The organism is Pseudomonas sp. NPDC087342 (assembly GCF_044744265.1).
Taxonomy (GTDB): Bacteria; Pseudomonadota; Gammaproteobacteria; order Pseudomonadales; family Pseudomonadaceae; genus Aquipseudomonas; species Aquipseudomonas nunensis.
Genome location: NZ_JBIUXZ010000002.1, coordinates 131,266 through 155,275, shown reverse-complemented (window position 1 = coordinate 155,275; position 24,010 = coordinate 131,266). Strand labels below are relative to the sequence as shown.

21 protein-coding genes are annotated in these 24,010 nt (G+C 54.7%); 17 read left to right on the top strand and 4 right to left on the bottom strand.

Annotated elements, in window-relative coordinates:
- The first annotated feature begins 109 nt into the window (after positions 1 to 109).
- From ACIOYV_RS08580 to ACIOYV_RS08570, 3 genes are read left to right on the top strand one after another with little or no spacing between them, the layout of a single operon-like run.
- Positions 110 to 607, top strand: a complete 498-nt coding sequence (locus ACIOYV_RS08580; protein WP_401322847.1) for an MFS transporter — start codon at positions 110 to 112, stop codon at positions 605 to 607.
- A 32-nt stretch (positions 608 to 639) separates the two neighbouring features.
- Positions 640 to 1,416 (top strand): class II glutamine amidotransferase, encoded by a 777-nt coding sequence (locus ACIOYV_RS08575; protein WP_054049027.1) that lies wholly within the window; start codon positions 640 to 642, stop codon positions 1,414 to 1,416.
- A gap of 12 nt (positions 1,417 to 1,428) precedes the next feature.
- The gene (locus ACIOYV_RS08570; RefSeq protein ID WP_054049029.1) at positions 1,429 to 1,971 is read left to right on the top strand and encodes a DUF2937 family protein; all 543 of its coding nucleotides are present in this window, start codon (positions 1,429 to 1,431) and stop codon (positions 1,969 to 1,971) included.
- 133 nt (positions 1,972 to 2,104) lie between these two features.
- Here the strand turns inward: ACIOYV_RS08570 and ACIOYV_RS08565 are convergent, their stop codons facing one another.
- Complete coding sequence (locus tag ACIOYV_RS08565; protein WP_290027347.1) at positions 2,105 to 3,016, bottom strand: LysR family transcriptional regulator; 912 nt, start codon at positions 3,014 to 3,016, stop codon at positions 2,105 to 2,107.
- Between the two features lie 158 nt (positions 3,017 to 3,174).
- Here ACIOYV_RS08565 and ACIOYV_RS08560 point away from each other — a divergent pair, with 158 nt between their 5' ends.
- From ACIOYV_RS08560 to ACIOYV_RS08545, 4 genes are all read left to right on the top strand, one after another.
- Positions 3,175 to 4,461: an MFS transporter gene (locus ACIOYV_RS08560; protein WP_054049036.1), complete on the top strand. Its 1,287-nt coding sequence runs from the start codon at positions 3,175 to 3,177 to the stop codon at positions 4,459 to 4,461.
- Between the two features lie 63 nt (positions 4,462 to 4,524).
- Complete coding sequence (locus tag ACIOYV_RS08555) at positions 4,525 to 5,277, top strand: 5-oxoprolinase subunit PxpA (protein WP_401322842.1); 753 nt, start codon at positions 4,525 to 4,527, stop codon at positions 5,275 to 5,277.
- Complete coding sequence (locus tag ACIOYV_RS08550; protein WP_401322839.1) at positions 5,274 to 5,978, top strand: allophanate hydrolase subunit 1; 705 nt, start codon at positions 5,274 to 5,276, stop codon at positions 5,976 to 5,978. The genes ACIOYV_RS08555 and ACIOYV_RS08550 overlap by 4 nt, the downstream gene beginning before the upstream one ends.
- Positions 5,975 to 6,892: a biotin-dependent carboxyltransferase family protein gene (locus ACIOYV_RS08545; RefSeq protein WP_401322837.1), complete on the top strand. Its 918-nt coding sequence runs from the start codon at positions 5,975 to 5,977 to the stop codon at positions 6,890 to 6,892. Before ACIOYV_RS08550 ends, ACIOYV_RS08545 begins: the two co-directional genes overlap by 4 nt.
- 144 nt (positions 6,893 to 7,036) lie before the next feature.
- Here the strand turns inward: ACIOYV_RS08545 and ACIOYV_RS08540 are convergent, their stop codons facing one another.
- Together ACIOYV_RS08540 and ACIOYV_RS08535 are read right to left on the bottom strand one after the other, a co-directional pair.
- A complete protein-coding gene (locus tag ACIOYV_RS08540) occupies positions 7,037 to 8,215 on the bottom strand; it encodes a VWA domain-containing protein (protein ID WP_054049045.1) in 1,179 nt (392 codons plus the stop codon).
- A gap of 35 nt (positions 8,216 to 8,250) precedes the next feature.
- Positions 8,251 to 9,096 carry a MoxR family ATPase gene (locus tag ACIOYV_RS08535; protein ID WP_163908972.1) on the bottom strand — a complete coding sequence of 282 codons (846 nt, stop codon included), beginning with the start codon at positions 9,094 to 9,096 and terminating at the stop codon, positions 8,251 to 8,253.
- Between the two features lie 228 nt (positions 9,097 to 9,324).
- On the opposite strand from ACIOYV_RS08535, the gene ACIOYV_RS08530 reads away from it, so the two are divergent.
- On the top strand, positions 9,325 to 9,825 hold the full coding sequence (locus ACIOYV_RS08530) for a DUF2442 domain-containing protein (protein ID WP_401323443.1): 501 nt from the start codon (positions 9,325 to 9,327) through the stop codon (positions 9,823 to 9,825).
- Here ACIOYV_RS08530 and ACIOYV_RS08525 read toward each other — a convergent pair.
- Positions 9,822 to 10,898 (bottom strand): DUF748 domain-containing protein, encoded by a 1,077-nt coding sequence (locus tag ACIOYV_RS08525; protein WP_290027342.1) that lies wholly within the window; start codon positions 10,896 to 10,898, stop codon positions 9,822 to 9,824. The genes ACIOYV_RS08530 and ACIOYV_RS08525 overlap by 4 nt on opposite strands.
- Before the next feature lie 127 nt (positions 10,899 to 11,025).
- Between ACIOYV_RS08525 and cysK the strand changes: the two genes are divergently transcribed.
- The 9 genes from cysK (at position 11,026) to ACIOYV_RS08480 (ending at position 23,971) form a co-directional block, all read left to right on the top strand.
- Positions 11,026 to 12,000, top strand: a complete 975-nt coding sequence (gene cysK, locus ACIOYV_RS08520; protein WP_265043941.1) for a cysteine synthase A — start codon at positions 11,026 to 11,028, stop codon at positions 11,998 to 12,000.
- A gap of 331 nt (positions 12,001 to 12,331) precedes the next feature.
- Complete coding sequence (locus tag ACIOYV_RS08515) at positions 12,332 to 13,270, top strand: aspartyl/asparaginyl beta-hydroxylase domain-containing protein (protein WP_401322831.1); 939 nt, start codon at positions 12,332 to 12,334, stop codon at positions 13,268 to 13,270.
- A gap of 420 nt (positions 13,271 to 13,690) precedes the next feature.
- Positions 13,691 to 14,509: an ABC transporter permease gene (locus tag ACIOYV_RS08510; RefSeq protein ID WP_401322828.1), complete on the top strand. Its 819-nt coding sequence runs from the start codon at positions 13,691 to 13,693 to the stop codon at positions 14,507 to 14,509.
- Positions 14,499 to 15,839, top strand: coding sequence for an ABC transporter ATP-binding protein (locus tag ACIOYV_RS08505; RefSeq protein WP_401322825.1), 1,341 nt, complete (start codon positions 14,499 to 14,501; stop codon positions 15,837 to 15,839). The genes ACIOYV_RS08510 and ACIOYV_RS08505 overlap by 11 nt, the downstream gene beginning before the upstream one ends.
- A 10-nt stretch (positions 15,840 to 15,849) precedes the next feature.
- Positions 15,850 to 16,719 carry a sulfotransferase domain-containing protein gene (locus ACIOYV_RS08500; protein ID WP_401322823.1) on the top strand — a complete coding sequence of 290 codons (870 nt, stop codon included), beginning with the start codon at positions 15,850 to 15,852 and terminating at the stop codon, positions 16,717 to 16,719.
- Positions 16,716 to 19,019 (top strand): sulfotransferase, encoded by a 2,304-nt coding sequence (locus tag ACIOYV_RS08495; protein ID WP_401322820.1) that lies wholly within the window; start codon positions 16,716 to 16,718, stop codon positions 19,017 to 19,019. The genes ACIOYV_RS08500 and ACIOYV_RS08495 overlap by 4 nt, the downstream gene beginning before the upstream one ends.
- A 28-nt stretch (positions 19,020 to 19,047) precedes the next feature.
- Positions 19,048 to 20,133, top strand: a complete 1,086-nt coding sequence (locus ACIOYV_RS08490; protein ID WP_401322817.1) for a DegT/DnrJ/EryC1/StrS family aminotransferase — start codon at positions 19,048 to 19,050, stop codon at positions 20,131 to 20,133.
- A 51-nt stretch (positions 20,134 to 20,184) separates the two neighbouring features.
- The gene (locus tag ACIOYV_RS08485; RefSeq protein WP_401322814.1) at positions 20,185 to 22,812 is read left to right on the top strand and encodes a glycosyltransferase; all 2,628 of its coding nucleotides are present in this window, start codon (positions 20,185 to 20,187) and stop codon (positions 22,810 to 22,812) included.
- Entirely contained in the window at positions 22,799 to 23,971 is a 1,173-nt protein-coding gene (locus ACIOYV_RS08480) for a glycosyltransferase (RefSeq protein ID WP_401322811.1), read from the top strand. The genes ACIOYV_RS08485 and ACIOYV_RS08480 overlap by 14 nt, the downstream gene beginning before the upstream one ends.
- The last annotated feature ends 39 nt before the right edge of the window (positions 23,972 to 24,010 follow it).

Below are 24,010 nucleotides of genomic sequence, written 5' to 3'. Positions count from 1 at the left end.
ATCGCGAGCAAGCTCGCTCCCACAGGGTTGGTGTCTTGACCGACTGGTATTGGGACAAGCCGGACAGGCGAAAAGTCGTTACTATAAGCGCCTCTTTGCCTGCCTTGCCATGGACACCATGACCGAGAACGACTATCTGATCGCTTGGGGCCTCTACGCCTTTGCCGCTTTAGGCTGCCTGTTGGTGTGGATGCGCCTGACCCGCTGGATGTGGCGCTACCTGCGTGAGCCGCTGCGGCTGCTCATGGCGGTGTTGCTGTTCAGCCCGACCATCATCGACCAGGTGAAGGAAAAAGTCGCCCCGGCCATCGCCATCACTGCCCTGGACCTCGCGTTCAAAGTGGGCAACAACGCCTGGCGGGCGATTTCCGACCTGCTCATGTACGGCATGATTGCCTTTGGCCTGTACCTGATTTTCGTGCTGATCCGCTTTCCCATCGAGCGCGCCACCAACGCCCGCAAGGAACAGGCTGCCGCCGCCAAGGCCGCGATCAAGCCTGACGACTATGAAGACGAGCAACCGTTCGGCGTGGCCGGCGATGATCGCTATGGCCGTCCACCGATCCCGAACAACCCCCAGCGTTCGCGAATCGAACCGCGTTTGTAACTTTGCCCCTGCCTTTCAGCGAGAGTCCGAGCATGTGTGAGTTATTGGGCATGAGCGCCAATGTCCCGACCGATATCGTGTTCAGCTTCACCGGGCTGATGCAGCGCGGCGGGCGTACCGGGCCGCACCGTGACGGCTGGGGCATCGCCTTCTATGAGGGCCGTGGCCTGCGCCTGTTCCAGGACCCGGCGGCGAGTTGCGAGTCCGAAGTCGCGAATCTGGTGCAGCGTTACCCGATCAAGAGCGAAGTGGTGATCGGGCATATCCGCCAGGCCAACGTCGGCAAAGTCTGCCTGTCCAACACCCACCCGTTCGTGCGCGAGTTGTGGGGCCGTAACTGGTGTTTCGCCCATAACGGCCAGCTCGCGGACTTCGAACCGATCAAGAGTTTTTACCGCCCGGTCGGCGATACCGACAGCGAAGCGGCGTTCTGCGACTTGCTCAACCGCGTGCGTGCGGCGTTCCCGGAACCGGTGGAAATCGAAGAACTGCTGCCGGACCTGGTGGCTGCCTGCGCCGAATACCGCAGCAAAGGCGTGTTCAACTGCCTGCTCAGCGACGGCGACTGGCTGTTCTGCTATTGCTCGACCAAACTGGCGCAGATCACCCGCCGCGCACCGTTCGGCCCGGCGCGCCTTAAGGACGTCGATGTAATCGTCGACTTCCAGGCCGAAACCACGCCCAACGATGTGGTCACGGTGATCGCCACCGAGCCTTTGACCGAAAACGAAACCTGGACCCGCTACGAACCGGGCCAATGGAGCCTCTGGCGACGCGGTGAATGCGTCAGCCAGGGCAAGACCGAATAAGGACTTACCCCCATGTTGCTCAGTTATCTACGGCTGGTGTTGTTTGCGGCGGGCCTGTTGATCGGTGTCCAGGTGCCGGGCTTCATCAGCGATTACGCCAAGCGGGTCGAAGCGCATCTGATTGAGGCGCAGACCGGTTTGAGTGGTTTCCAGGGCACCGCCAATCAATTCTTCAAGGGCGATATGCAGGCCTTGGTCGCGCATTACCGGGCGAGTGAAGACCCGATCTTTCGCAGCGATGCCGACAGCCTGAGCAACCTGCTGACCCGCCAGATTGCCCTCGATAAACAGTTCCAGGCGATGCAAGGCCCGTGGTACATCCGCTTCCTGCAAGTGGCCTTGGCCGCTGATCCGGACATTCGCAAGGAAACCTGGAACGGCTACAGCTATCAGATTTTGCTGACTCCGGAAGCGATGATCTGGGGCATGAGCGGCGCGTTGCTGCTGTCGTTCGGGATTGAATGCCTGTTCCGGTTGATCGACTGGGTGGTGCTGGGCGGCAAACGCCTGCGCCAGAGCCGGCCGATCGAAGATCGGGATGTGCGCGGGTTGTAAGTGATCCCTCCCACGCGCGCGGCCCCCTGTAGGAGCGAGGCTTGCCCGCGAAGGCGGCGTGTCATGCAACATTGAATTGACTGACACACCGCCTTCGCGGGCAAGCCTCGCTCCTACAAGGGGTGGCGGTGTATCAGGCCAGGACGATGTAGCTTTCACCCACCTTCCGCGCATACCCCTCCAGCACCTGCTGACACAACGTCACAATCTCCTCGACCCATTCCACGCCGACCCGCCACGACACCACCACCTGCAAATTCGGTGGCCGTTGGTCGATCGCCAGCAAGGTCAATTCTCCCCGCGCCAGTTCCTCGGCCACCAAAACCGGCGGCAATGCGCCAATGCCAAAACCGTCCCGCAGCAGCCGGGTAATCGCCGACACCGAGTTCACGCAGTTCAGCCGTGGCGTCATCACGCCGTTTGCCTGCATCAACGCCAAAACATCCTGATGCGGATGGGAGTTTTTCGAATAGGTGATGATCCGCTCGCGGGCCAGGTCGGCCACACCTGAATACTCGCGGTTGTAGATGGAATTGCTGGCGACGATCCAGCCCATCGGGTGGCTGGCCAGTTCCAGGCTGCGCACGGATTCCTGGCGCAGCAGGTCGGTTTGCAGGATCAGGTCGAGAAAGCCTTTTTGCAGCTGATCGCAGAGGTTAAGCGACGTATCGGCCACCAGCTCGATTTCCACCAGCGGATAATGATCCATCATCTGCGCCACCAACGGGCTCAGCCAGGTGTGAATCACCGTGTCCATCACCCCGATGCGCACCCGCCCGACCTTGCTCGAGCGGGTCTCGATTGACTGCTTGAGCGCCTGCATGGTGTCCATCATCTGCTCGGCGTACTCGAGCACTTTCAGGCCTTCCGGCGTCAGGCTCACACCGCGTGAATCGCGCAGGAACAGCTTCACCCCGAGCTCGCTTTCGAGCACCGCGATGCGGCTGGAAATCGACGCCTGGGTGGTGAAGAGCTTGTCCGCAGTCAGGCGAAAACTCTTGAGTCGGGCGACCCAGACAAAGGTCTCGAGGAACTTCAAATTCATGGGATTTGCTCGGGGATAAAGAATTCTTATGTCTAGGGCGGGTTTTTATTAGTTGGACGCCGCAGGGCCGGGCGCCCAAAAATCAGGCCATCCGGTTCCCACGATAGGCGTCGTCGGGGCTCAGAACAATACCAATAAAATATGTACGGAGACTTGCCATGAGTGCGCCCGACACCCTCGACATCCCCAAGGCTACGACTCGCCCGGGACCTTTCGACTGGTATCGCAACATCAACAAGCAGGAACGCCGCACCTTCTGGAGCTGCAAGATCGGCTATGGCCTGGACGGCATGGACACCCAGATGCTCAGCTTCGTGGTGCCGACCCTGATTGCCATGTGGGGCATTACCACCGGTGAAGCGGGCCTGATTCACACCAGCACCTTGATCGCCTCGGCCATCGGCGGCTGGGTGGCGGGGATTCTCTCCGACCGCATCGGTCGCGTGCGCACCTTGCAACTGACCGTGCTGTGGTTCGCCTTCTTCACCTTCCTCTGCGGCTTCGCGCAAAACTACGAACAACTGTTGATCAGCCGCACCTTGATGGGCTTCGGTTTCGGCGGCGAATGGACCGCCGGCGCGGTGCTGATGGGCGAAGTGATTCGCGCCAAGGACCGCGGCAAAGCGGTGGGCATGGTGCAATCGGGCTGGGCGCTGGGTTGGGGCCTGACGGCGATTCTGTATGCGCTGCTGTTCTCGGTGTTGCCGCCGGAAGACGCCTGGCGTGCGCTATTCATCCTCGGCATCGTCCCGGCGATTTTCGTGATTTTCGTCCGCCGCCTGGTCAAGGACCCGGAAATCTATCGCGAAGCCAAGGCCAAGCAAGAACCGAGCAACCCGGCGAAGTTCTACGAGATCTTCGCCCCCGGCATCCTATTCACCACCATCCGCGCTTCGGTGCTGACCACCGGCGCACTCGGCGGTTACTACGCAATTACCTCGTGGCTGCCAACCTTCCTGAAAAACGAGCGCGGCTTGAGCGTCCTCAACACCAGCGGTTATCTGGCGATGGTGATCGTCGGCTCCTACATCGGCTACGTCATCAGCGCCTATTTGACCGACATCCTCGGCCGCAAGAAGAACTTCATCCTGTTCGCCGTCGGCTCGTTCACCATCGTTTTGCTCTACACCCAATTGCCGGTCAGTAACGCGGTGATGCTGTGGCTGGGCTTCCCGCTGGGCTTCTTTGCCTCGGGAATTTTCAGTGGCATGGGCGCATTTCTGACTGAATTATTCCCAACGCGGATTCGCGGTTCGGGCCAGGGTTTTTGCTACAACATTGGTCGGGCGCTGGCCGCGTTGTTTCCCCTGTTGATCGGTTTGCTCAGCCAGAAAGTACCGCTGAGCGTCGGCATCGGGGCGTTTGCGGCGGTGTCCTACGGGGTAGTGATCCTCGCAGCCTTGAGCCTGCCGGAAACCCGTGGCAAGCAACTGGACGCCGAGTAACTGATAATCTGCTGCGTATCTATCTGGCAGTAAAAAAAGAATATGCCTACAGGAGTGTTCACCGTGAGCCGCCTGCTATTGAACTGCGACATCGGCGAGAGCTTCGGCAACTGGACCATGGGTCTGGACGCCGAGGTCATGCCCTTCATTGATTGCGCCAACATCGCCTGCGGCTTCCACGCCGGCGACCCGAGCATCATGCGCAAGACCGTCAGCCTGGCCTTGAGCCACGGCGTCCAGATCGGCGCGCACCCGGCTTATCAGGATCTGGTCGGCTTCGGCCGGCGTTCCATGGCGTACACCGCCCAGGAACTGCAAGACATCCTGCATTACCAGATCGGCGCCCTCGACGGCATCTGCCGGGCCCAGGGCGGCAAAGTCAGCTACGTCAAACCCCACGGCGCGATGTACAACGACATGATGGCCAACCCGGCGCAATTGCGTGCGGTGATCCAGGCTGTGGCGGCTTACGACCGCACGCTACCGCTGATGCTGATGGCCACCCGCGACAACAGCGCCGCGCAGCAATTGGGCGATGAATATGGCGTGACCCTGTGGTTCGAAGCCTTCGCCGACCGCGCTTACGACAGCGCCGGGATGCTGGTTTCGCGGCAATTACCGGGCGCGGTGCATCACGATCCGGAAAAAATCATCGAGCAGGCGCTGATCATTGCCCGTGGCGATCACCTCACGGCCAATGACGGCAGCGCCTTGCATTTGCAGGCCAACACCCTGTGCGTGCATGGCGACAACGCCAGTTCGGTGGCCGCTGTGCAGCGTATTCGCCAAGCCTTGAATCAGCAGAGCGCGTCATGAAACCAAGGGTAGAAGTGGTGGCGCTGGACTGCCTGATGGTGCGCCTGTTCGATGAAATCGCCGAAGCCAACATGCCGTGGATGCTCGCCGCTAGCGAAAGTCTGCGCGCCGCGTTTGCCGGGCATTTGATCGATCTGGTGCCGTCTTACACGACGTTGATGGTGCATTACGACCTGACCGCGTTGAGTCCGGCCCAGGCTCGCGAATTGATTGCTGAAGCGTTGATCGATCTGTCGCCTAACGCCAGCACCACGGGCAAATGCCATGTGTTGCCGGTCTGGTACGACTTGAGCGTCGGCCCGGAATTGAGCCTGTTGTCGCAACGCAGCGGCTTGGCGGTGGACGAGTTGATTCGTCGTCACAGCGAGCGCGAGTATCAGGTGTTCGCGTTGGGCTTCGCGCCGGGATTTGCCTTTATGGGCCTGGTAGAAGAAATCCTCGCCGCGCCGCGTTTGAACACGCCGCGCAAGAAAGTGGCGGCGGGGAGTGTGGGCATTGCCGAGCGGCAAACCGCCGCTTACCCGGTGGTGTCCCCCGGCGGCTGGAACTTGATCGGCCGCACCCCGGCCAAACTGTTCGACCGCGAACGCGACGGCTACAGCCTGATGCAACCCGGTGACACGGTGCGCTTCGAAGCCGTCAGCCATGCCGAGTTCATCAACCTGGGCGGCGACGACACGCCACTGGAGTCCCAGGCATGAGCCGACTGAGAATTGAAGCGAGTACGCCGCTATGCCTGTTGCAGGATGCGGGACGATTCGGCGTGCGGCATCTGGGCGTGACCCAGGGTGGCGGGCTGGATTGGCGCTCGATGTCGTGGGCCAATTGGTTGCTGGGCAATGGGCTGGATGCGCCGGTGATCGAAATCACCCTTGGCGGATTCAGCGTGGTGGCCGAGGAGGATTGCGTGCTGGCGCTGGCCGGGGCGGACCTGGGCGCGCAAGTGAATGGCGAGGCATTGGCGCCGTGGCGCAGCTTCCGGCTGCAAAAAGGTCAGCGCTTGCAGTTCACTCAGCCGTTACTGGGCGCGCGGGCCTATCTCGCCGCACCGGGCGGGTTTGATGCGCCGAAAGTGTTGGGCAGCAGTGCGACGGTGGTCCGCGAGGAACTCGGCGGGCTCGATGGCATGGGTCGGCCGTTGGCCAAGGATGCGCAGTTGAGCTATTCCGGCAGTGGGTTAATCCTGTTGCGGGAGTTACCGCAGGAGCATGTCCCGGACTTCAAGCTCGATACGCCGCTGGACCTGGTGCTCGGTGCGCAGATCGGCGCATTCAGCGGGCAAAGCCTGTTCGATGCGTTCAACAGCGTATGGGTGCTGGACAGTCGTGCCGACCGCATGGGCATTCGCCTGCTGGGCACGGCGCTGGAATATCAGGGCAAACCGATGATCTCCGAAGGCATCCCGCTCGGCGCGGTGCAGGTGCCGCCGGACGGGCAGCCGATTGTGTTGCTCAATGATCGGCAGACCATTGGCGGCTATCCGCGATTGGGCGCGTTGACGCCGTTGGCGCTGGCACGGCTGGCGCAATGTTTGCCAGGGGCGAAGGTCAGGTTGCGGCCGGTGGTGCAGGATGTGGCGCATCGGGAGCAGGTCGCCTATCTGCAGCGGTTTTAATGTGGCGAGGGGGCTTGCCCCCGTTGGGTTGCGCAGCAGCCCCAAAATCTGCAGCCGCGGTATTTCAGAAATACCGCATGCACTGGTTTTGCGACTGCTGCGCAGCCGAACGGGGGCAAGCCCCCTCGCCACAAGGTCCTCGCTCTACTTGGACAAAAACCGCATCCCTTCCTCCAACCCCCGCAACGTCAGCGGATACATCCGGTCTTCAATCAAATCCCGCACGATGTTGGTTGACGAGGTATAGCCCCAGGTATCTTTCGGATACGGGTTAATCCAGATGAGCTTCTTGTACTTCTCCATGAAACGCTGCATCCACAGGTAGCCCGGCTCTTCGTTCCAGTGCTCGACGCTGCCGCCAGCCTGGGTAATTTCATAGGGCGCCATGGCCGCGTCGCCGATGAAGATCACTTTGTAGTCAGCGCCGTACTTGTGCAGCAGATCCTGGGTCGAAAAACGCTCGGAGGTGCGGCGCATGTTGTTCTTCCACACCGACTCGTACACGAAGTTGTGGAAGTAGAAATACTCCAAATGCTTGAACTCGGTCTTGCAGGCCGAGAACAGTTCTTCGCAGATCTTCACGTGGGCGTCCATCGAGCCGCCGATGTCGAACAGCAGCAGCAACTTGACGGTGTTGCGTCGTTCCGGCCGCATCTGGATGTTCAGCAAGCCGGCATCGCGGGCGGTGTGGTCGATGGTGCCATCGATATCCAACTCTTCCGCCGCACCCTGGCGAGCAAACTTACGCAGACGGCGCAGGGCGACCTTGATGTTGCGCGTGCCGAGTTCCACCGAATCGTCGAGGTTCTTGTACTCGCGCTGGTCCCAGACCTTGACCGCTTTGCCCTGGCGCTTGCCGGCATCGCCGACCCGGATGCCTTCCGGGTTGAAGCCGCCGGAGCCAAATGGGCTGGTGCCACCGGTGCCGATCCACTTGTTGCCGCCGGCGTGGCGTTCTTTCTGTTCTTCGAGGCGTTTCTTGAACTCTTCGATCAGCTTGTCGAGGCCGCCGAGGGACTGTATCTGCGCCCGCTCTTCATCGCTCAGGGAACGCTCGAATTCCTTGCGCAGCCAGTCTTCGGGAATCAACGCCTGAAGATGGTCGTCGAGTTTTTCCAGGCCGTTGAAGTAGGCACCGAAGGCCCGGTCGAACTTGTCGAAATGCTTTTCGTCCTTCACCAGGATCGCCCGGGCCAAGTAATAAAACTCGTCCATGTCGGCGAAGACCACGCGCTGTTTCAGCGCGTTGATCAGGTCCAGCAGCTCGCGCACCGAGACCGGCACCTTGGCTGCGCGCATTTCATTGAACAGGTTGAGCAGCATGGCGATCGCCTCCGCTTTTGTTAAAAAAGCGAGACTTAGCGGGAGCCGCGACGGCTCATGAACGCCAGACGCTCAAGCAGTTGCACGTCCTGTTCGTTCTTCACCAGGGCCCCGGCCAGCGGCGGGATAGCCTTGGTCGGATCGCGTTCGCGCAGCACCGCTTCGCCGATATTGTCGGCCATCAGCAGTTTCAGCCAATCCACCAGTTCGGAGGTCGAAGGCTTCTTCTTCAGGCCCGGCACTTTGCGCACGTCGAAGAACACGTCCAGCGCTTCGCTGACCAGGTCTTTCTTGATGTCCGGGTAGTGCACATCGACGATCCGCTGCATCGTCACGCGATCCGGGAAGGCGATGTAGTGGAAGAAGCAGCGGCGCAGGAAAGCGTCCGGCAGCTCTTTCTCATTGTTGGAGGTAATGATGATGATCGGGCGTTTCTTCGCCTTGATGGTCTCGTCGATCTCGTAAACGTAGAACTCCATCTTGTCGAGTTCTTGCAGCAAGTCGTTCGGGAACTCGATGTCAGCCTTGTCGATTTCGTCGATCAGCAGGATCACCCGCTCGTCGGACTCGAAGGCTTCCCACAGCTTGCCCTTTTTCAGGTAATTGCGAACGTCGTGGACCTTCTCCGTGCCCAGCTGCGAGTCGCGCAGACGGCTGACCGCGTCGTACTCGTACAGGCCTTGATGCGCCTTGGTCGTGGACTTGATGTGCCAAGTAATCAACTTGGCGCCAAAGGACTCGGCCAGTTGCTCGGCCAGCATCGTCTTGCCAGTGCCCGGCTCGCCCTTGACCAGCAGCGGACGCTCCAGGGTGATGGCGGCGTTGACCGCCAGCTTCAGGTCATCGGTGGCGACGTAGGCCTGGGTGCCTTCGAACTTCATCTGCTAATCCTCGAACGGTAGCGCCGACCTGAACGGGCAGGGCGGGACGGAATAAATGTGATGCCCGACTATAACGCGCTGCCCGGTCGACTGTGAACGCAGACGGGTTATTCAGTCTCTGAATGGGGCGTCACATCTTGACTCAGTCTCGGCGCAAGGCCAGCATTCAGGTATCGCCGATTTGGCGATAGGCTTTGTGGCATGACGATTATCGGAAGGCCAGAAACGATGTTACCCATGAAGCGACCACGGTTGAAGGCTGTAAAGGCTTTGCCGGAGTACCGCTTGGCGTTGACCTTTATCGATGGGCAACAGTTGACGCTGAATTTGAGCCGCGATTTACATGCCTATCCAGGGTTGCAACCGTTGCTTGAGGTTCGCGTATTTGAGGGTGCAGCGCTTGGCGATGATGGCTGGACGGTGGAATGGGTTCAGCCGGATATTCAGATTGGCGCGGATTCTTTGTATCTGGACGCCCTCGCGCAGAACTCGGCTGACGAAAACACCCGCATTTTCATCGACTGGCGTGCCCGCACGGGGTTGCCTTTGAATCAAGCAGCCGAAGCGCTGGGTGTCAGTGCTCGAAGTATCAGTCGCTACAGCAGCGGACGCGAAGCGGTGCCAAAGTCATTGGCCCTGGCCTGCCTGGGCTGGGATTCCTTGCAACGACAACCTTCAACGATGGCGGCGGAGGAAACGGGCCGCTATACCGTCACGCGTAAACCTTAACCCGCATCCGGCTTCGGCTGTTCATACCGCGCATTGAACGCCTGGACGAAACCATTGCGCAAAATCTGCAAAAACGCCTGGAACGCGCTGATATCTTGCTGGTGTACGTTGCCGCTGAGTTCGACTTTGGTGGCGAACTGGTTCTTGCGCTGGTTTTTCAATACGGTTTCGGTGCTGCCGACGATGGCTTCCCAGACCGAGCGCAAGATGCCTTTGTTCTTGTTCTCGACGTCCTGCTGCCAATTGAACACTTCGACGTCGCGCAGCAGTGGTTTGATGTAGCCCTTGAGTTGGCCTTTGTTGGCTTCGGCTTCGATCACCACATCGCCGTGACCGGCATTGAAGTCGAATTTTCCGTAGGCCGAGGCGAAGTCGTTCATGCGTTTGAGTTCGATGTCCTTGGCCCGCAGGCGGAATTCGAAGTCTTCGAAGTTGCTCAAGGGATCGAAGGTCGCGGTGGATTCCAGCGGGGCGTGGCCCAGTAGCAGGGCCTTGCCCTCGAAGCGGGCGTCGCGCTTGCCTTCGGTGTCGACTACGTTAGTCAGGTTATAGAGGGTGGCGTTGACCTGGGTGGCGTTCATGTTTACCGGTGGGCTGGAGCTGAAGTTTCGAAAGCTGATTTTGCCGTCGTCGATCCGCACTTCGTTCAGGGTGATCGGCAGCAGTTTGCTCAATTGAGCGCGCCAGTCGGTGCCGCGACCGGTCTGGGAGTTCTGCTTGTTGGCACCGCCATCGACGAAGTTCACTTCGGGCTGGATGAACTGCACCTCGGCCACCACAGCATGGTCGTACCAGAGCGAATGCCAACTGACCGAAAGGTCGATCAGCGGCGCGGTAACGAAGGGGACGGGGACTTTGCCGTCGACCTTGACGATCTTCAGCCCGTTGATTTTGTAGGCTCCGCGCCACAGGGCGAGGTCCACGTCGGTGACCTGGCCACGGTAATCGCCCATGTCGGCCAGCTTGTCGTTGAGATAATTGCGCACCAGGTAGGGCAGGGCAATGTCCAGGGCAACCAGCAATACAACGAGGCCGGCAACGGTCCATAGGGGCCAACTGTATCGACGCTTCATGATGGCAATTCCTTGGCGGTGTACAGCCATTGACTACGGGCGTTACCGGACGTTCGACCTGACTGGACGACCATCGGCAACAGGCATACCTTGGAGCGCTTATTCAACGCTGCATAAGGACCCAGCCATGAGTCGTATTTTTGCTGACAACGCCCATTCCATCGGCAATACGCCACTGGTACAGATCAACCGTATCGCGCCGCGCGGCGTGACCATCCTGGCCAAGATCGAGGGGCGCAACCCCGGTTATTCGGTCAAATGCCGGATCGGCGCGAACATGATCTGGGACGCCGAAAGCACCGGCAAACTCAAGCCTGGCATGACCATTGTGGAGCCGACTTCGGGCAACACCGGCATCGGCCTGGCGTTTGTCGCCGCCGCCCGAGGTTACAAGCTGATGCTGACCATGCCGGCGTCCATGAGTATCGAACGGCGCAAGGTGCTCAAGGCCCTGGGGGCTGAACTCGTACTGACCGAGCCGGCCAAGGGCATGAAGGGTGCTATCGAAAAGGCTGCGGAAATTCTCGCCAGCGACCCGGCCAAATACTTCATGCCGGCGCAGTTCGACAACCCGGCCAACCCGGCCATCCACGAAAAAACCACCGGCCCGGAAATCTGGAACGACACCGACGGCGCGGTTGATGTGTTGGTAGCAGGCGTCGGAACGGGTGGAACCATTACTGGAGTTTCGCGGTATATCAAGAATACCCAGGGCAAACCGATTCTCTCGGTAGCCGTGGAACCGGTGTCGTCGCCGGTGATTACCCAGAAGCTGGCCGGTGAAGAGATCAAGCCGAGCCCGCACAAGATCCAGGGCATCGGTGCCGGTTTTGTGCCGAAAAACCTCGATTTGTCGATCGTCGACCGGGTTGAGTTGGTGACCGATGACGAATCCAAGGCCATGGCCCTGCGCCTGATGCAGGAAGAAGGGATCTTGTGCGGTATCTCGTGCGGTGCGGCGATGGCAGTGGCGGTGCGCCTGGCCGAAACCCCGGAAATGCAGGGCAAGACTATAGTTGTGATTCTGCCTGACTCTGGCGAGCGTTATCTGTCGAGCATGTTGTTCAGTGATCTGTTTACGGAGGCAGAAACCCAGCAGTAACCAGATGACCATTGTGGCGAGGGGCTTGCCCCCGTTGGGTCGCGGAGCGGCCCCAATCAGGCACTTCGGTATATCAGATAAATTGCGTTTACCGATTTTGCGACTGCTTCGCAGCCGAACGGGGGCAAGCCCCCTCGCCACAGAGATGAAGGCTGACGCGGGTCAGCATTCGTTCAGGAACCTTATGTTAATAAGTGCTTTGTTGCGCAATCCTTAACACTGAATCTTCAGTTATGTGGGTTTTTCCCCGGGCCGGTAGTGGTTATCATGGCCGGCTGCCACGTCGGGTAAATGGCGCGGTGCAAAGTTGCTTATTCTCAAGGAGTCGTTGATGACCTTTTCCCTGGCCGCGAAAGCGTCGGTGTTGCTGTTATTCCTCGGCAGTACGCTCTATGTGCATTTGCGCGGCAAGGCACGCCTGCCGGTCCTGCGGCAGTTCGTCAACCATTCAGCGCTGTTCGCGCCCTATAACGCGTTGATGTACCTGTTCTCCGGCGTTCCGTCCAAACCGTACCTGGACCGCAGCAAGTTCCCGGAACTGGACGTGCTTCGGGACAACTGGGAAGTCATCCGCGACGAAGCCATGCACCTGTTCGACGAAGGCTATATTCGCGCCGCCGAAAAGAACAACGACGCCGGTTTTGGCTCGTTCTTCAAGAAGGGCTGGAAGCGTTTCTACCTCAAGTGGTACGACAAACCCTTGCCATCGGCTGAAGCCTTGTGCCCGAAAACCGTGGCGCTGGTCAGCAGCATCCCCAACGTCAAAGGCGCCATGTTTGCCTTGTTGCCGGGCGGCAGCCATCTCAACCCGCACCGCGACCCGTTCGCCGGTTCCCTGCGTTATCACCTCGGGCTATCGACACCCAACTCCGACGATTGCCGCATTTTTGTCGACGGTCAGGTCTACGCCTGGCGTGACGGCGAAGACGTGATGTTCGACGAGACCTACGTGCACTGGGTCAAGAATGAAACCGAGAAAACCCGGGTCATCCTGTTCTGCGACATCGAACGACCGCTGAGCAACCGCATCATGACCCGCATCAACCGCTGGGTCAGTGGTCTGCTCGGTCGCGCCACCGCCCCGCAAAACCTCGACGATGAGCGCGTTGGCGGCATCAACCAGGCCTACGCCTGGAGCAAGAATTCCAGCGACAAGTTCAGCGGCGTGGTGAAACGGTGGAAGCGTCGGCATCCCAAGGCGTATCGCGTGCTGCGGCCGGTGTTGGCGGTGGTTGTGTTGACGTTGTTGGGGTATTGGTTGTTCGGCTGATTGCGCCTTCCTCCAACAAAATGTGAAAAAAAGACCGTATTTAGACGGTCTTTTTTTTTGCGGTGTAGGAACTTTCCTCCTTCTTTGTAGTACTATTCCGCCCATGCATGACAGCGTAGTCTGCGGGCTCGTCTGTAGCACTGTATTGCGATCATCATCCTTCTCTATCCCTGTTGCTTATGTCGTTTTTGTGCGTCTGGTCAATCCCGCCTGCCTGCCTGCCTCCTACTGACTCTCGTCGTGGTTGTGTCAGTCGCACATGGATAGCCGCCGACCGATTGGAGAGACTTGCAGTACCACTCTCCAAAAATGATCACGGCCACTCTCTCAAACATATCCTTCACGAGACGATTTTCTGATGAAAACGACACCATTAGCCATGTCCAACATCGCGCTGTTTGAGCCAAAGGTTTCTGCCTGATGCAGGTTCACTCTATTTCCCCTAAAGAGCTGATTAGCAGTCTTTGGATTAATCGCAGCCTGATTAAGGCAATGATCAAGCGCGAAGTTATCGGACGCTATAAAGGTTCGATACTTGGTATTTTTTGGTCTTTCTTTACCCCGGTTCTTATGCTGGCTGTCTACACTTTTGTCTTTAGCGTGGTTTTCAAGGCGCGTTGGAGTGGCGGAAGCGACTCCAAAACCGAGTTTGCACTGGTGCTGTTTGCCGGCTTGATGGTGTTCAACTTGTTTGCAGAGTGTGTAAATCGTTCGCCGGGCTTGATATTAGCAAACGCCAACTACGTTAAAAAAGTTGTATTTCCACTGGAAATACTTCCGTGGGTAAGTCTCGGCTCTGCAATGTTCCATGCGCTGGTAAGCCTGGCTGTCTGGTTTGCGGCTTACCTGTGCCTGTTTGGCCTTCCCCACGTGACCGCGCTTTTACTGCCGATCGTTGTATTGCCTTTGGTGTTTCTAATTTTGGGGTTGTCATGGGGATTGGCCTCATTGGGTGTCTATTTACGAGATGTCAGCCAGTTCATCGGAATTCTGACAACCGTTTTAATGTTCTTGTCGCCCATTTTCTATCCGGCAAGCTCATTGCCTCCGGAATACAGTCATCTGCTTTTATTTAATCCTCTGACGCCTGTTGTTGAAGGTGTCAGAGACATTTTGTACTGGGGGCGGTTACCCGACATGGAAGTCTTGTCTGGTTATCTTCTAGGCTCGACGTTGTTTGCGTGGCTTGGCTTTGCATGGTTTCAAAAGACACGTAAGGGGTTTGCAGATGTCCTCTGATCTTGCTATCAAAGTCGAAAACTTAAATAAGTGTTATCAAATCTACGATAAGCCGCACGACCGGCTGAAACAGATGTTGATGCGCGGCCGGCGCCAATATTTCAAAGAGTTTTGGGCGCTGCGCGACGTTTCCTTTGAAATCAAGAAAGGCGAGACCGTCGGGATCATTGGCCGTAATGGAAGTGGCAAATCGACTTTGCTGCAGATGATTTGCGGCACGCTCAATCCCAGCAGTGGCAACATAGAGACACACGGCCGAATTGCAGCGCTACTTGAGTTGGGTGCGGGTTTTAACCCGGAGTTTACCGGGCGCGAAAACGTCTACATGAACGGGGCGATTTTGGGGTTGACTCGAGATCAAGTCGATTCGCGCTTCGAAGAAATTGCTTCGTTCGCCGATATTGGCGACTTTATGGAGCAGCCTGTTAAAACTTACTCGAGTGGCATGTTTGTTCGCTTGGCATTTGCGTCGAATATTATGTCCCGGCCGGAAATCATGATTGTTGATGAGGCGCTCGCTGTCGGAGATATGAACTTTCAAGCCAAGTGCATGACAGCGCTTACGCGCATTCAGGACAATGGCGCAACCATATTATTCGTCAGTCATGATGTTGGCTCGGTCAAAAGTTTGTGCTCACGCGGCGTATACCTTGAACGCGGCCAAGTAGTTGAGGTAGGTCCGGCAGCCAGCGTGGCGGAGCGCTATATCCGTACAATGCGCGAGGAAATGAACGACGAACATAGAAAGTTTGCCCGGGTGTCTGCTGCTTTTGACGAAAAGCCAGCTGCCCCTGTCGCTCCCGTAGCACCATCAAACCGCCCTGAGGAACTTGGTTTTAAGCGATCAGACGAGTTTGAAAACAGGGTTGCGCAGTTTCGTTATGGAAGCGGTGAAGTAAAGGTTGTCGCTGTGGAGCTGCTGAATGCTCACGGAGAGGACATAACGTTCGTTGACTTTGATCAGGATGTTAAAGTTAAAGTGTATTTTGAGGCGTACGCTGAGAAAAAAGTTTCAGTTAACTTTAGCGTGTTTGATGATAAAAAGAACAATATCGTTGGTTGCGGCTTCCCACATGTCGATCAACCGTATCTTTCAACGAGAGTCGGGGCTAAGTACCTGGCTGAATACTCGCTTAGGTTGCCTCTGCAGGAAGGCGTGTATTCCCTGCGGATTAATATTTCATCTGCGATCATTGAGAATGAATCTGCTGAATTTGTGGATTTGGTAAGTGATGCTCTGGTGTTCAGGGTGGGGCGTTGGAGTAAGTCTAGAGTTTGGTCGAAAGTTCATGTTTTTTCCGAGTTGAAGCTACATGAGTTCGAGGTGTGAGATGCATGACGTGCCTGATCTGAATTATTTATCAACACAGAATCGCCCTGAATTTTTGATCCTGGGCGTTCAAAAGTCAGCGACGACAACGTTGTTCGACGTACTGAATAATTTGGATGGTTTTTCGGGTTCGTCGCACAAAGAGCTTCATTTTTTTGATAATGATCATAATTACCAGAAAGGCATGGCTCATTATTCTGGATTCTTTGGTGCAGACAAAACATCACTTAGATTTGAAGCGACGCCTTCTTATATCTATTCGTGTGAAGCGCCCGGGCGGATATTTAAAAGTTTTGGGTCGATGAAGTTTATTGTCATGCTCAGAGATCCGGTAAAGCGGTGTTTCTCTGCGTGGAATATGTTCAGGGTTTTTAATAGTAATCAGCTTGTTGCGCAGAATATCTACGAAACCTTTATAAAAGATATGAATGTAGGGGCGAAGGAAAGGCTGCGGGAGCTATTGTTTTCTGCGAATTATCCAACCTTCGAGCAATGTGTCAATGATGACCTGCTTCGGCGTCGGGAAAGTGATGTTGTCGAAGAACCTAGCTTTGTTCGGCGCGGCTTTTATTATGAGCAGATCATGCGTTACCTGGAATTTTTTAATCTTCAGGATTTCTTGTTTCTGGAACAAGATGATTTCGCCCGGAATGCGATAGTTAACATAGCGCGAGTCTGCGAATTTCTTGGCGTTGAATCTTCGTTTGATAGTACTCAAATTGAGAAAACAAGCAATAAGGGAGATTATGACGGCGTGGTGCTAGACGCGCATGCCGATGTATTTTTGAAGCTGTACGATCTCTATCGTGAACCTAATAAAAAACTTTTTGCACTCATCGGCAAAGAATATCCCTGGAATGCTTCCTGGATGTCCCTATGAATAATGCATTCATCATTGGTACCGGACGTTGTGGTACCACCTGGCTTGGGCAGATGCTGAATAGCCATGCCGAATTATGCGTGCCACCGGAAATTCAGCTGTTGTTTGAATACTCCGGAAACGGTAATAGGTTATTCGAAGAGTTTTTTCTTTCTGATCAGCAGGCGCTGACCGGGGATCGCTTGGCTTCGGTTATTGAGCGAGGTTGCCCCCATAACCTCGACGCCTTCTTTGATTATTACGAATTCTGCCGTCGGCCCGATACACCAAAGAGATCGTTGGGTGAGTTCGTGCAGTCACTGTACTCCGCCATCGCCATGAAGCATGGAAAGAGTTGGTTAATTGAACAAACTCCGTGGTATGGGCAGCGCCTTGATCTTGTTACGCAGTTGTTCCCACAGGCTAAGTTTATTCACGTCGTGCGTGACGGACGCGATGTCGCCTTGTCTTTTGCCAGGACAACATGGTGGCACAGATCTGCGCGCTTGAACTTGGCGAGATGGCAGCGCGAAATTAAGAAAATTGCCGTTGATGCAGGGTATTTTCTTGATTCGGATTCTTACCTTGAAGTCAGATACGAAAATCTGGTGGCTAATACAGAGTTCGAATTAAGAAGAGTATGCGGTTTTCTCGGTATTGATTTCGACCCGGTGATGCTTGATCCAAAGACATTCATCGATTATGACAAGTTCTGTAAGTTCGATATGAGTCTGGTTTCTTCAAAGGCTTATTCCGCTTGGCGTGAGCGCAAGGATAAGGCAGTTTTTTCGGAAAACGTTGAGGCCTGGCGCAGGGCTGACAACCGCTTCGATGACGTCTTGCCCGATGAAATTGCCTGTTGGTTGTCCCACTATGGCTACGAGGTTCGTGAGTCGGTATCGGATGAAGCGCAAACGCCTAAATACCTGCCGGGCTATAACTTCAATGCGCTGGAACTGGACAATCTTGCCTATGTTGAGCAGATCCTTACGCTTGAACAGGCTCTGGCTAAAGAAATCGAGCATGTGGATGCTGTCCAGGAAGAATGGCTGGCCCGTGGAGAGTTGATCGACGAACTTGGCAGAACGATTGCAAAGTTAGTGCAAGAAAGCGAGATGCGTGCCGAGCATATACACACGCTTGAGCAAGCACTTGTGAGCACGAACGGGCAAGCAGGGGACGTCGAGAGTGAGTGGGAAGCGCGAGGTCAGTTAATTATTCAACTCACCAGTGTCATTGAAACCCTTAGGCACGAGAGCGAGATGCGAGCCGGGCACATACACGCGCTTGAGCAGGCTCTCGCCATCCAGACGCAGCAAACAGAGGATTTAAAGGCGGATTGGACGGCACGAGGGAATCTGCTTGATCAACTTGGCAATACGATCAAGGCGGTGACGCAAGAGAGCGATAAGCGTGCCGAGCAAATACAAGCGGTTGAGCAAGTACTTGCCAGACAGGCCGAGCAAACCGGTGCTGTGGAGAAAGAGTGGCAAGCGCGAGGGGAATTACTCGATCAATTCGGCAAAACTATCGGTGCATTGACACAGGAAGGTGAGTTGCGGGTCGAGCATATACATACGCTTGAGAAAGCACTTGCCGAACAAATCGAGCAAGCCGATGTTGTCGGAAAAGAATGGAAAGCACGAGGGGATCTGCTCGATCAACTCGGCGAGACCATCGTTGCGCTGACACATGAAAGCGAAACGCGGGCAGAGCATATACATACGCTTGAGCAAGCAATGGCCGAACAAGCCGAGCAGGCAGGCATGGTTGGGAAAGACTGGCAAGCGCGAGGGGAATTACTCGACCAGTTCGGCAAAACTATCGGTGCATTGACACAGGAAGGTGAGTTGCGGGTCGAGCATATTCATACGCTTGAGAAAGCACTTGCCGAACAAGCCGAGCAGGCAGGTATGGTTGGAAAAGACTGGCAAGCGCGAGGGGAATTACTCGAGCAACTCGGTCACACCATCGATACGTTGAACCTCGAGAGTGAGTCTCGAGCCGAGCATATACGCACGCTTGAGCAAGCACTCGCGATACAAACGCAACAAACCGAAGTTTTAGAGAAGGATTGGACAGCGCGCGGAGTTTTGATCAGTCAGTTAACAACGACCATCGATGCCTTGAAGTCAGAGGTCAACACCCAAGCGGAAAAAATCGAAATTCTTTCGGCGGAAAATATTAAGAGCGCGAGTAAAAACTCCCAACTTGACCAGGATGTTGCAGATCAGAAGGCATTGATTGAACGGTTGGAAGAGCACCTTGATGAATACAAGCGCTCTTGGTATGGGATCCTAAAAGAATATCTCGGTAAATGAGATTTTATAAATTGTAGTTTGAGTAATTATGAATATTACAGTCACTAAACCATTTATGCCGCCGTACTCCGATTTTCAGAACTATCTGGAAGGCATCTGGTCGCGAGAGTGGTTAACAAATAACGGTCCTCTTTTAAATGAGTTGGAAATAAAACTCAAAGAGCACCTCGAGGTCGATAATCTGTTGTTCCTGACCAATGGAACGATCGCCATTCAAATCGCCATTCGAGCGCTTGATCTGGAAGGTGAGATTATCACCACACCGTTTAGCTATGTTGCCACGACTTCAAGCATCGTCTGGGAGCGCTGTAAGCCAGTGATGGTAGATATCTGCCCGGACTCGCTGAATATAGACCCAGCCAAAATCGAAAAGGCAATCACCGAGAAAACGACGGCTATTCTCGCGACTCACGTATTTGGTAATCCGTGCGACGTGGAAGCTATCAGTGTGATTGCCCAGAAGCATAATCTGAAAGTCATCTACGATGCAGCGCACGCCTTCGGCACAGAGTACAAGGGCAAGTCCCTACTGTCTTACGGCGATGCCTCGACCTGCAGCTTTCATGCGACCAAGCTTTTTCACACCGTCGAAGGAGGAGCCGTGGTGTGCCAGGACGCTGAGCTTTCGAAGCGCGTGGCGATGATGAGAAACTTCGGTCATTCCTCGGCTACCGATTTTGGTGACGTAGGGATTAATGGAAAAAACTCCGAGTTTCATGCAGCAATGGGGTTGTGCAATCTAAAGCACGTTCCTGACATTTTGTCAGTCCGCCGAAAACTGTCAGAGCGTTATCTGATCAACTTCGAAGCGTTGCCAATCAAGTTTCAGCAGATTTTGCCGAAAACCGAATATAACTATGCTTATTTTCCGGTCATTCTAGAGAGCGAAACTGTTTTGCTGAACCTTGTGGACAAGCTCAATCTACATAATATATTCCCGCGTCGTTATTTCTATCCATCACTGACTAACCTTCCGTATGTAGAAGGCCAAAGTGCACCTATTGCCGAGGATGTTTCCCGGCGCATTCTTTGCCTGCCTCTCTATCACACGCTCTCAATGGAAGAGGTGGATATGATTTGTCGCTTTATCAGGCAAGAACTGACGGTTGGATAGGTTTTTTAATAGGGAAGTTTGGGGTGGTCTTCAATGAGTAGGGAGTCGGTTGTGGAAAGCGGGGCTTTGAGTGGTCGTGTAGGGAACATAGAACTCTTTGAAAGTGGGGGTTTCGAAGAAAAAGAGAATCTTGCTATTCTCAGCTTTCTTATGCGTGAGTTTGGTCTAAAACAACCTCTTATACTGAAGGGTTCGGAAGCGAGTGCTTCGGCATCGTTTCTATTGGAACAGTACACTCTTCATGACAGCAAAATAGACCTCCTTTTCTTGGACGAGGCCGCCCTTGGCGACAGTACGTCGTCTATTACGAAGCTCTATGGCCTGCTTTCACGCAAGGGATTGATTTGTATTGAAACCCGTGGTGCGGCGCTCGTTCCGGAGTTGTTTCCGGGAGGGGAGTTTGAACCGGTACTCAATACTTCGACATTGTCGGTATTTGCCCGAACCCATGGCGAGCGATCCATTCGTAGTACCTGCTACCAGATTGACCTATTCCGCAGGAAATTGTTTTTCAACAAAAAGTGCCAGGATTTTCGTGCAGCGAATATCGAGCTTCCGTTGGTTACAATTGTTGTCCTCACGTATAAGCACGAAACGTATATTACTGATTGTTTGCAATCAGTGTTGCGTCAGCAAGGGCAGTTCCGGATGCGAATCATCATCATTGATGATACTTCACCCGATGGCACTGCACAGGTTGTAAGGTCAGTCATTGAAGGTTGTCAAAGCGATCGTATCGAAGTCGAGTTCCATGCGAACCAGACAAACGCAGGGGTCGTCGCTAACTTGGCGACAGCATTGCGTCTGGCGAAGGGAAGTGATTACCTGACCTTCTGCGAAGGGGATGATTTCTGGAGTTCGGACTTCCGCATTCAGGAGCACATTGATTTTCTTGCTGGCCACCCGCAATCCTCCATGTCCTTCAACTCTATCGAGCTCTGTGATGCTGAGGGCTCATCACGTGAGCTGGTAAAGCATGCCAGCCTGGTCACTGAGACCATCGAAGGTAACCAGCTAGCTGAAGATAATGTTATTGGTAACTTTACCGCTTGTTTCTACCGTGGCGCGTTGCTTGACGTCATTCCCCAGGAAATATTCAGCATCTACACGGTGGATTGGTTCTTTAATATCTATTGCGCACAATTCGGCAGCGTCGCGCATTTAAATAAACCACTTTCGGTTTATCGTCAGCATGAAGGCGGCGAGTGGAGCGCTCGCAAGGGGCTGGATAAAGCCACTGCACTGCTCGGGCTTATTGATCTTTATAATGCATTCGTTGACTTTAGCTACGATGAAGGTTTTCAGAAGTATCGCTGGAGACTGTATTCTTGGCTGAATGCTGTTCATTCCGATAGCTTTGAAAAGTTCGATTTGATAGTTGTGGATGATGTGTTTCCTTCGAGCGACGCCAATCATCTGGAGTTCACCTCGTACTTGGGCGAATTCAAGCGGTCCCTGGTTCTAACTAGCAGCGCAGCGTTACATACTCTAGAAAACGCTTCGACAAAGAACTCAGTACGGGCTTATCAACGTAATTATCCTGCGCTGGGTAATCGTTTAACAGTCTGCAATGATCAGTTTCCCCTAGGCCTGGGAAAATTGCTGTACGCCAATTTTCTTTCCAACGCATATGCTTTGCTTTCGCAAGCCGAGGCGTTTGGAGTGCCGTTTGTATTTACGCTCTACCCGGGAGCTGGGTTTGTTCTGAATAATCCAGAGTGCGATGCAAAGCTGAAGCGTATTTTTAATTCGCCTTGCTTCCAGAAAGTTATAGTTACCCAGCCGTTGATCTACAACTACATTACTAGTCAGCAGTTGTGTCCGTCGGAAAAAATTGAAATGATTTTTGGTGCCGTGACGCCGAAAATTTCTGGGGAGCCCGTCACTGAAAAAAGCAGATGGGGCTTTGGTAAAAAACGTCTAGACATTTGTTTCATGGCAGATAAGTACTCTGCCATGAACGCCGGATATGACGTTTTTGTTAACGTTGCCAGCCTACTGCGCCAGCGACATGATGATATTTATTTTCACGTGGTGGGGCCGTTTGATCAAAGTGCTTTAGACGTCAGCTCATTCAGTGATCGCGTCAAATTCTATGGTTCTATTAAGTCCGAAGAATTTGATGACTTTTTTGATAATATGGACTTTATCCTGGCTCCGAACATCTGTGGCAAGTCCGGCGAAGGGCTGTTCGAAGGCTTCCCGACGTTTGGTTGCACAGCGGCCGGCTTGCGGGGTACAGCCCTTTTTGTAATTGACGAATTCGGTTCGGCCAATGGGCGTTTTACTGATGGCGAAGATATCGTACTGCTTAAGTATGATCTGTCGGATATTGTCGGCAAGATTGAGCACTATTATGAAGCCCCTGGTGAGTTGAAGTCGTTGGGCGAGCAAACGCTCCGCCGGCTCCGTGAGCTGTACAGCGCCGATGCCCAAATCAACCCTCGAATTAAGTTGTTGCTCAACGTCATCGCGAACCTGGATGTTTCCTCATCCGCTACAGGTACCTTTCCCCTTAAGGCTGAAACATCGCTGCCTGCAACGGTTGAAATTGCTGAAGTTATTGCTGAAACGCCGGTTGAGCAGACTTCAGTTGCATGGAAGGTATTGAGGAAAATTTCCCCAACACTATTGAAAAAAATCTACCGTACTTGGAAGTCAAACTATGTTTCCCGATGATTTTGGCGTCTCGATCAATATGGCTGAGAGGAAGTTAGTCAGCGTTGTCGTGCCGTCCTACAACCACGCCAAGTACATCAGCAAAGCGATAGATAGCGTTCTGGCGCAGGACTTCGTTGACTTTGAGCTGCTTATTTCGGATGACAAGTCGCCGGATAATAGTTGGGATGTTATTTCCAGCTTCAATGACCCGCGCATACGTTCTTTTAAGCAAGAGAGAAACCTGGGGCCCGTCGGGAACCTGGTATTTCTTATTCAACAGGCGCGTGGGAAATATATTGCGCTTTTGAATTCGGATGATGTCTGGTATCCGTCAAAGCTAACCCAACAGGTGGGGGTTTTAGAGGCGCGGCCAGAGTTGGGCGCCTGCTTCACCTGGGCCGACATGGTCGATGCGAACGGCAAGGAAATTTCCGACGCCGAGTCCATCTGGAGTGACGTGTTCAGGCAGCCTAACCGCAGCCAGGGTGAATGGCTCAAGTATTTCTTCTTCAAGGGCAATTGCTTGTGTCACCCGAGCATATTGGCGCGCAAAGAAATCTACGACGAACTGGGTTTCTATAATCCGGCGCTTAAGCAGCTACCGGATTTCGACATGTGGATCCGACTGGTGAAAAAGTTTCCCATCCATATCATTCAGGAGAACCTTGTCGGGCATCTTCGGGACGGGAACAACACCAGTGCTGTTTCGCCAGAAAACTCGGCTCGAAACCTGACTGAACTGGTAGAGATATTTGGATCGTACTTTGACGATGTATCCGACGAGACCTTTATTGAAGGATTCGCTTCGGAGTTCAGGGTCAAGGGTGTTCCCGCCACAGCCACTCGTATTAAGTGTGAAAAGATGTTCCTGTTGCTCGACAGCGCCTTTGTTCAGGCGTCTGGCAGGTCCGCGGCCCTCTCGGCATTTATCAAGCATTTTTCTGATCCGGAGTTCGAACGGGTGCTCCGTGACGAGTACATATTCAGCGTGTTCGATTTCTACAGGCTGACGGGGCAAACAGGGTTCGGCCACTATCTGATAGCGGCTCACAACACCTCAGGGTCTTCTGTGACTCCGGATCATTCAAGCCAGATACCTTCGGCGCCAGATTGCCGTTTTGTCCGTTTACTCAAGCGCGTTGTCCGCCGCTTGCGGCAAATTATCCGGCGGATTTGATTCGCCCCACCGGTCTCGCGGTCGGATAAAGCGGGCGGT

Bases quoted from the DNA above. Each gene is read 5' to 3' on its own strand.
- ACIOYV_RS08580 (WP_401322847.1), top strand. From the start codon at position 110: ATGGACACCATGACCGAGAACGACTATCTGATCGCTTGGGGCCTCTAC.
- ACIOYV_RS08575 (WP_054049027.1), top strand. From the start codon at position 640: ATGTGTGAGTTATTGGGCATGAGCGCCAATGTCCCGACCGATATCGTG.
- ACIOYV_RS08570 (WP_054049029.1), top strand. From the start codon at position 1,429: ATGTTGCTCAGTTATCTACGGCTGGTGTTGTTTGCGGCGGGCCTGTTG.
- ACIOYV_RS08565 (WP_290027347.1), bottom strand. From the start codon at position 3,016: ATGAATTTGAAGTTCCTCGAGACCTTTGTCTGGGTCGCCCGACTCAAG.
- ACIOYV_RS08560 (WP_054049036.1), top strand. From the start codon at position 3,175: ATGAGTGCGCCCGACACCCTCGACATCCCCAAGGCTACGACTCGCCCG.
- ACIOYV_RS08550 (WP_401322839.1), top strand. From the start codon at position 5,274: ATGAAACCAAGGGTAGAAGTGGTGGCGCTGGACTGCCTGATGGTGCGC.
- ACIOYV_RS08545 (WP_401322837.1), top strand. From the start codon at position 5,975: ATGAGCCGACTGAGAATTGAAGCGAGTACGCCGCTATGCCTGTTGCAG.
- ACIOYV_RS08540 (WP_054049045.1), bottom strand. From the start codon at position 8,215: ATGCTGCTCAACCTGTTCAATGAAATGCGCGCAGCCAAGGTGCCGGTC.
- ACIOYV_RS08535 (WP_163908972.1), bottom strand. From the start codon at position 9,096: ATGAAGTTCGAAGGCACCCAGGCCTACGTCGCCACCGATGACCTGAAG.
- ACIOYV_RS08530 (WP_401323443.1), top strand. From the start codon at position 9,325: ATGTTACCCATGAAGCGACCACGGTTGAAGGCTGTAAAGGCTTTGCCG.
- ACIOYV_RS08525 (WP_290027342.1), bottom strand. From the start codon at position 10,898: ATGAAGCGTCGATACAGTTGGCCCCTATGGACCGTTGCCGGCCTCGTT.
- cysK (WP_265043941.1), top strand. From the start codon at position 11,026: ATGAGTCGTATTTTTGCTGACAACGCCCATTCCATCGGCAATACGCCA.
- ACIOYV_RS08515 (WP_401322831.1), top strand. From the start codon at position 12,332: ATGACCTTTTCCCTGGCCGCGAAAGCGTCGGTGTTGCTGTTATTCCTC.
- ACIOYV_RS08510 (WP_401322828.1), top strand. From the start codon at position 13,691: ATGCAGGTTCACTCTATTTCCCCTAAAGAGCTGATTAGCAGTCTTTGG.
- ACIOYV_RS08505 (WP_401322825.1), top strand. From the start codon at position 14,499: ATGTCCTCTGATCTTGCTATCAAAGTCGAAAACTTAAATAAGTGTTAT.
- ACIOYV_RS08495 (WP_401322820.1), top strand. From the start codon at position 16,716: ATGAATAATGCATTCATCATTGGTACCGGACGTTGTGGTACCACCTGG.
- ACIOYV_RS08490 (WP_401322817.1), top strand. From the start codon at position 19,048: ATGAATATTACAGTCACTAAACCATTTATGCCGCCGTACTCCGATTTT.
- ACIOYV_RS08480 (WP_401322811.1), top strand. From the start codon at position 22,799: ATGTTTCCCGATGATTTTGGCGTCTCGATCAATATGGCTGAGAGGAAG.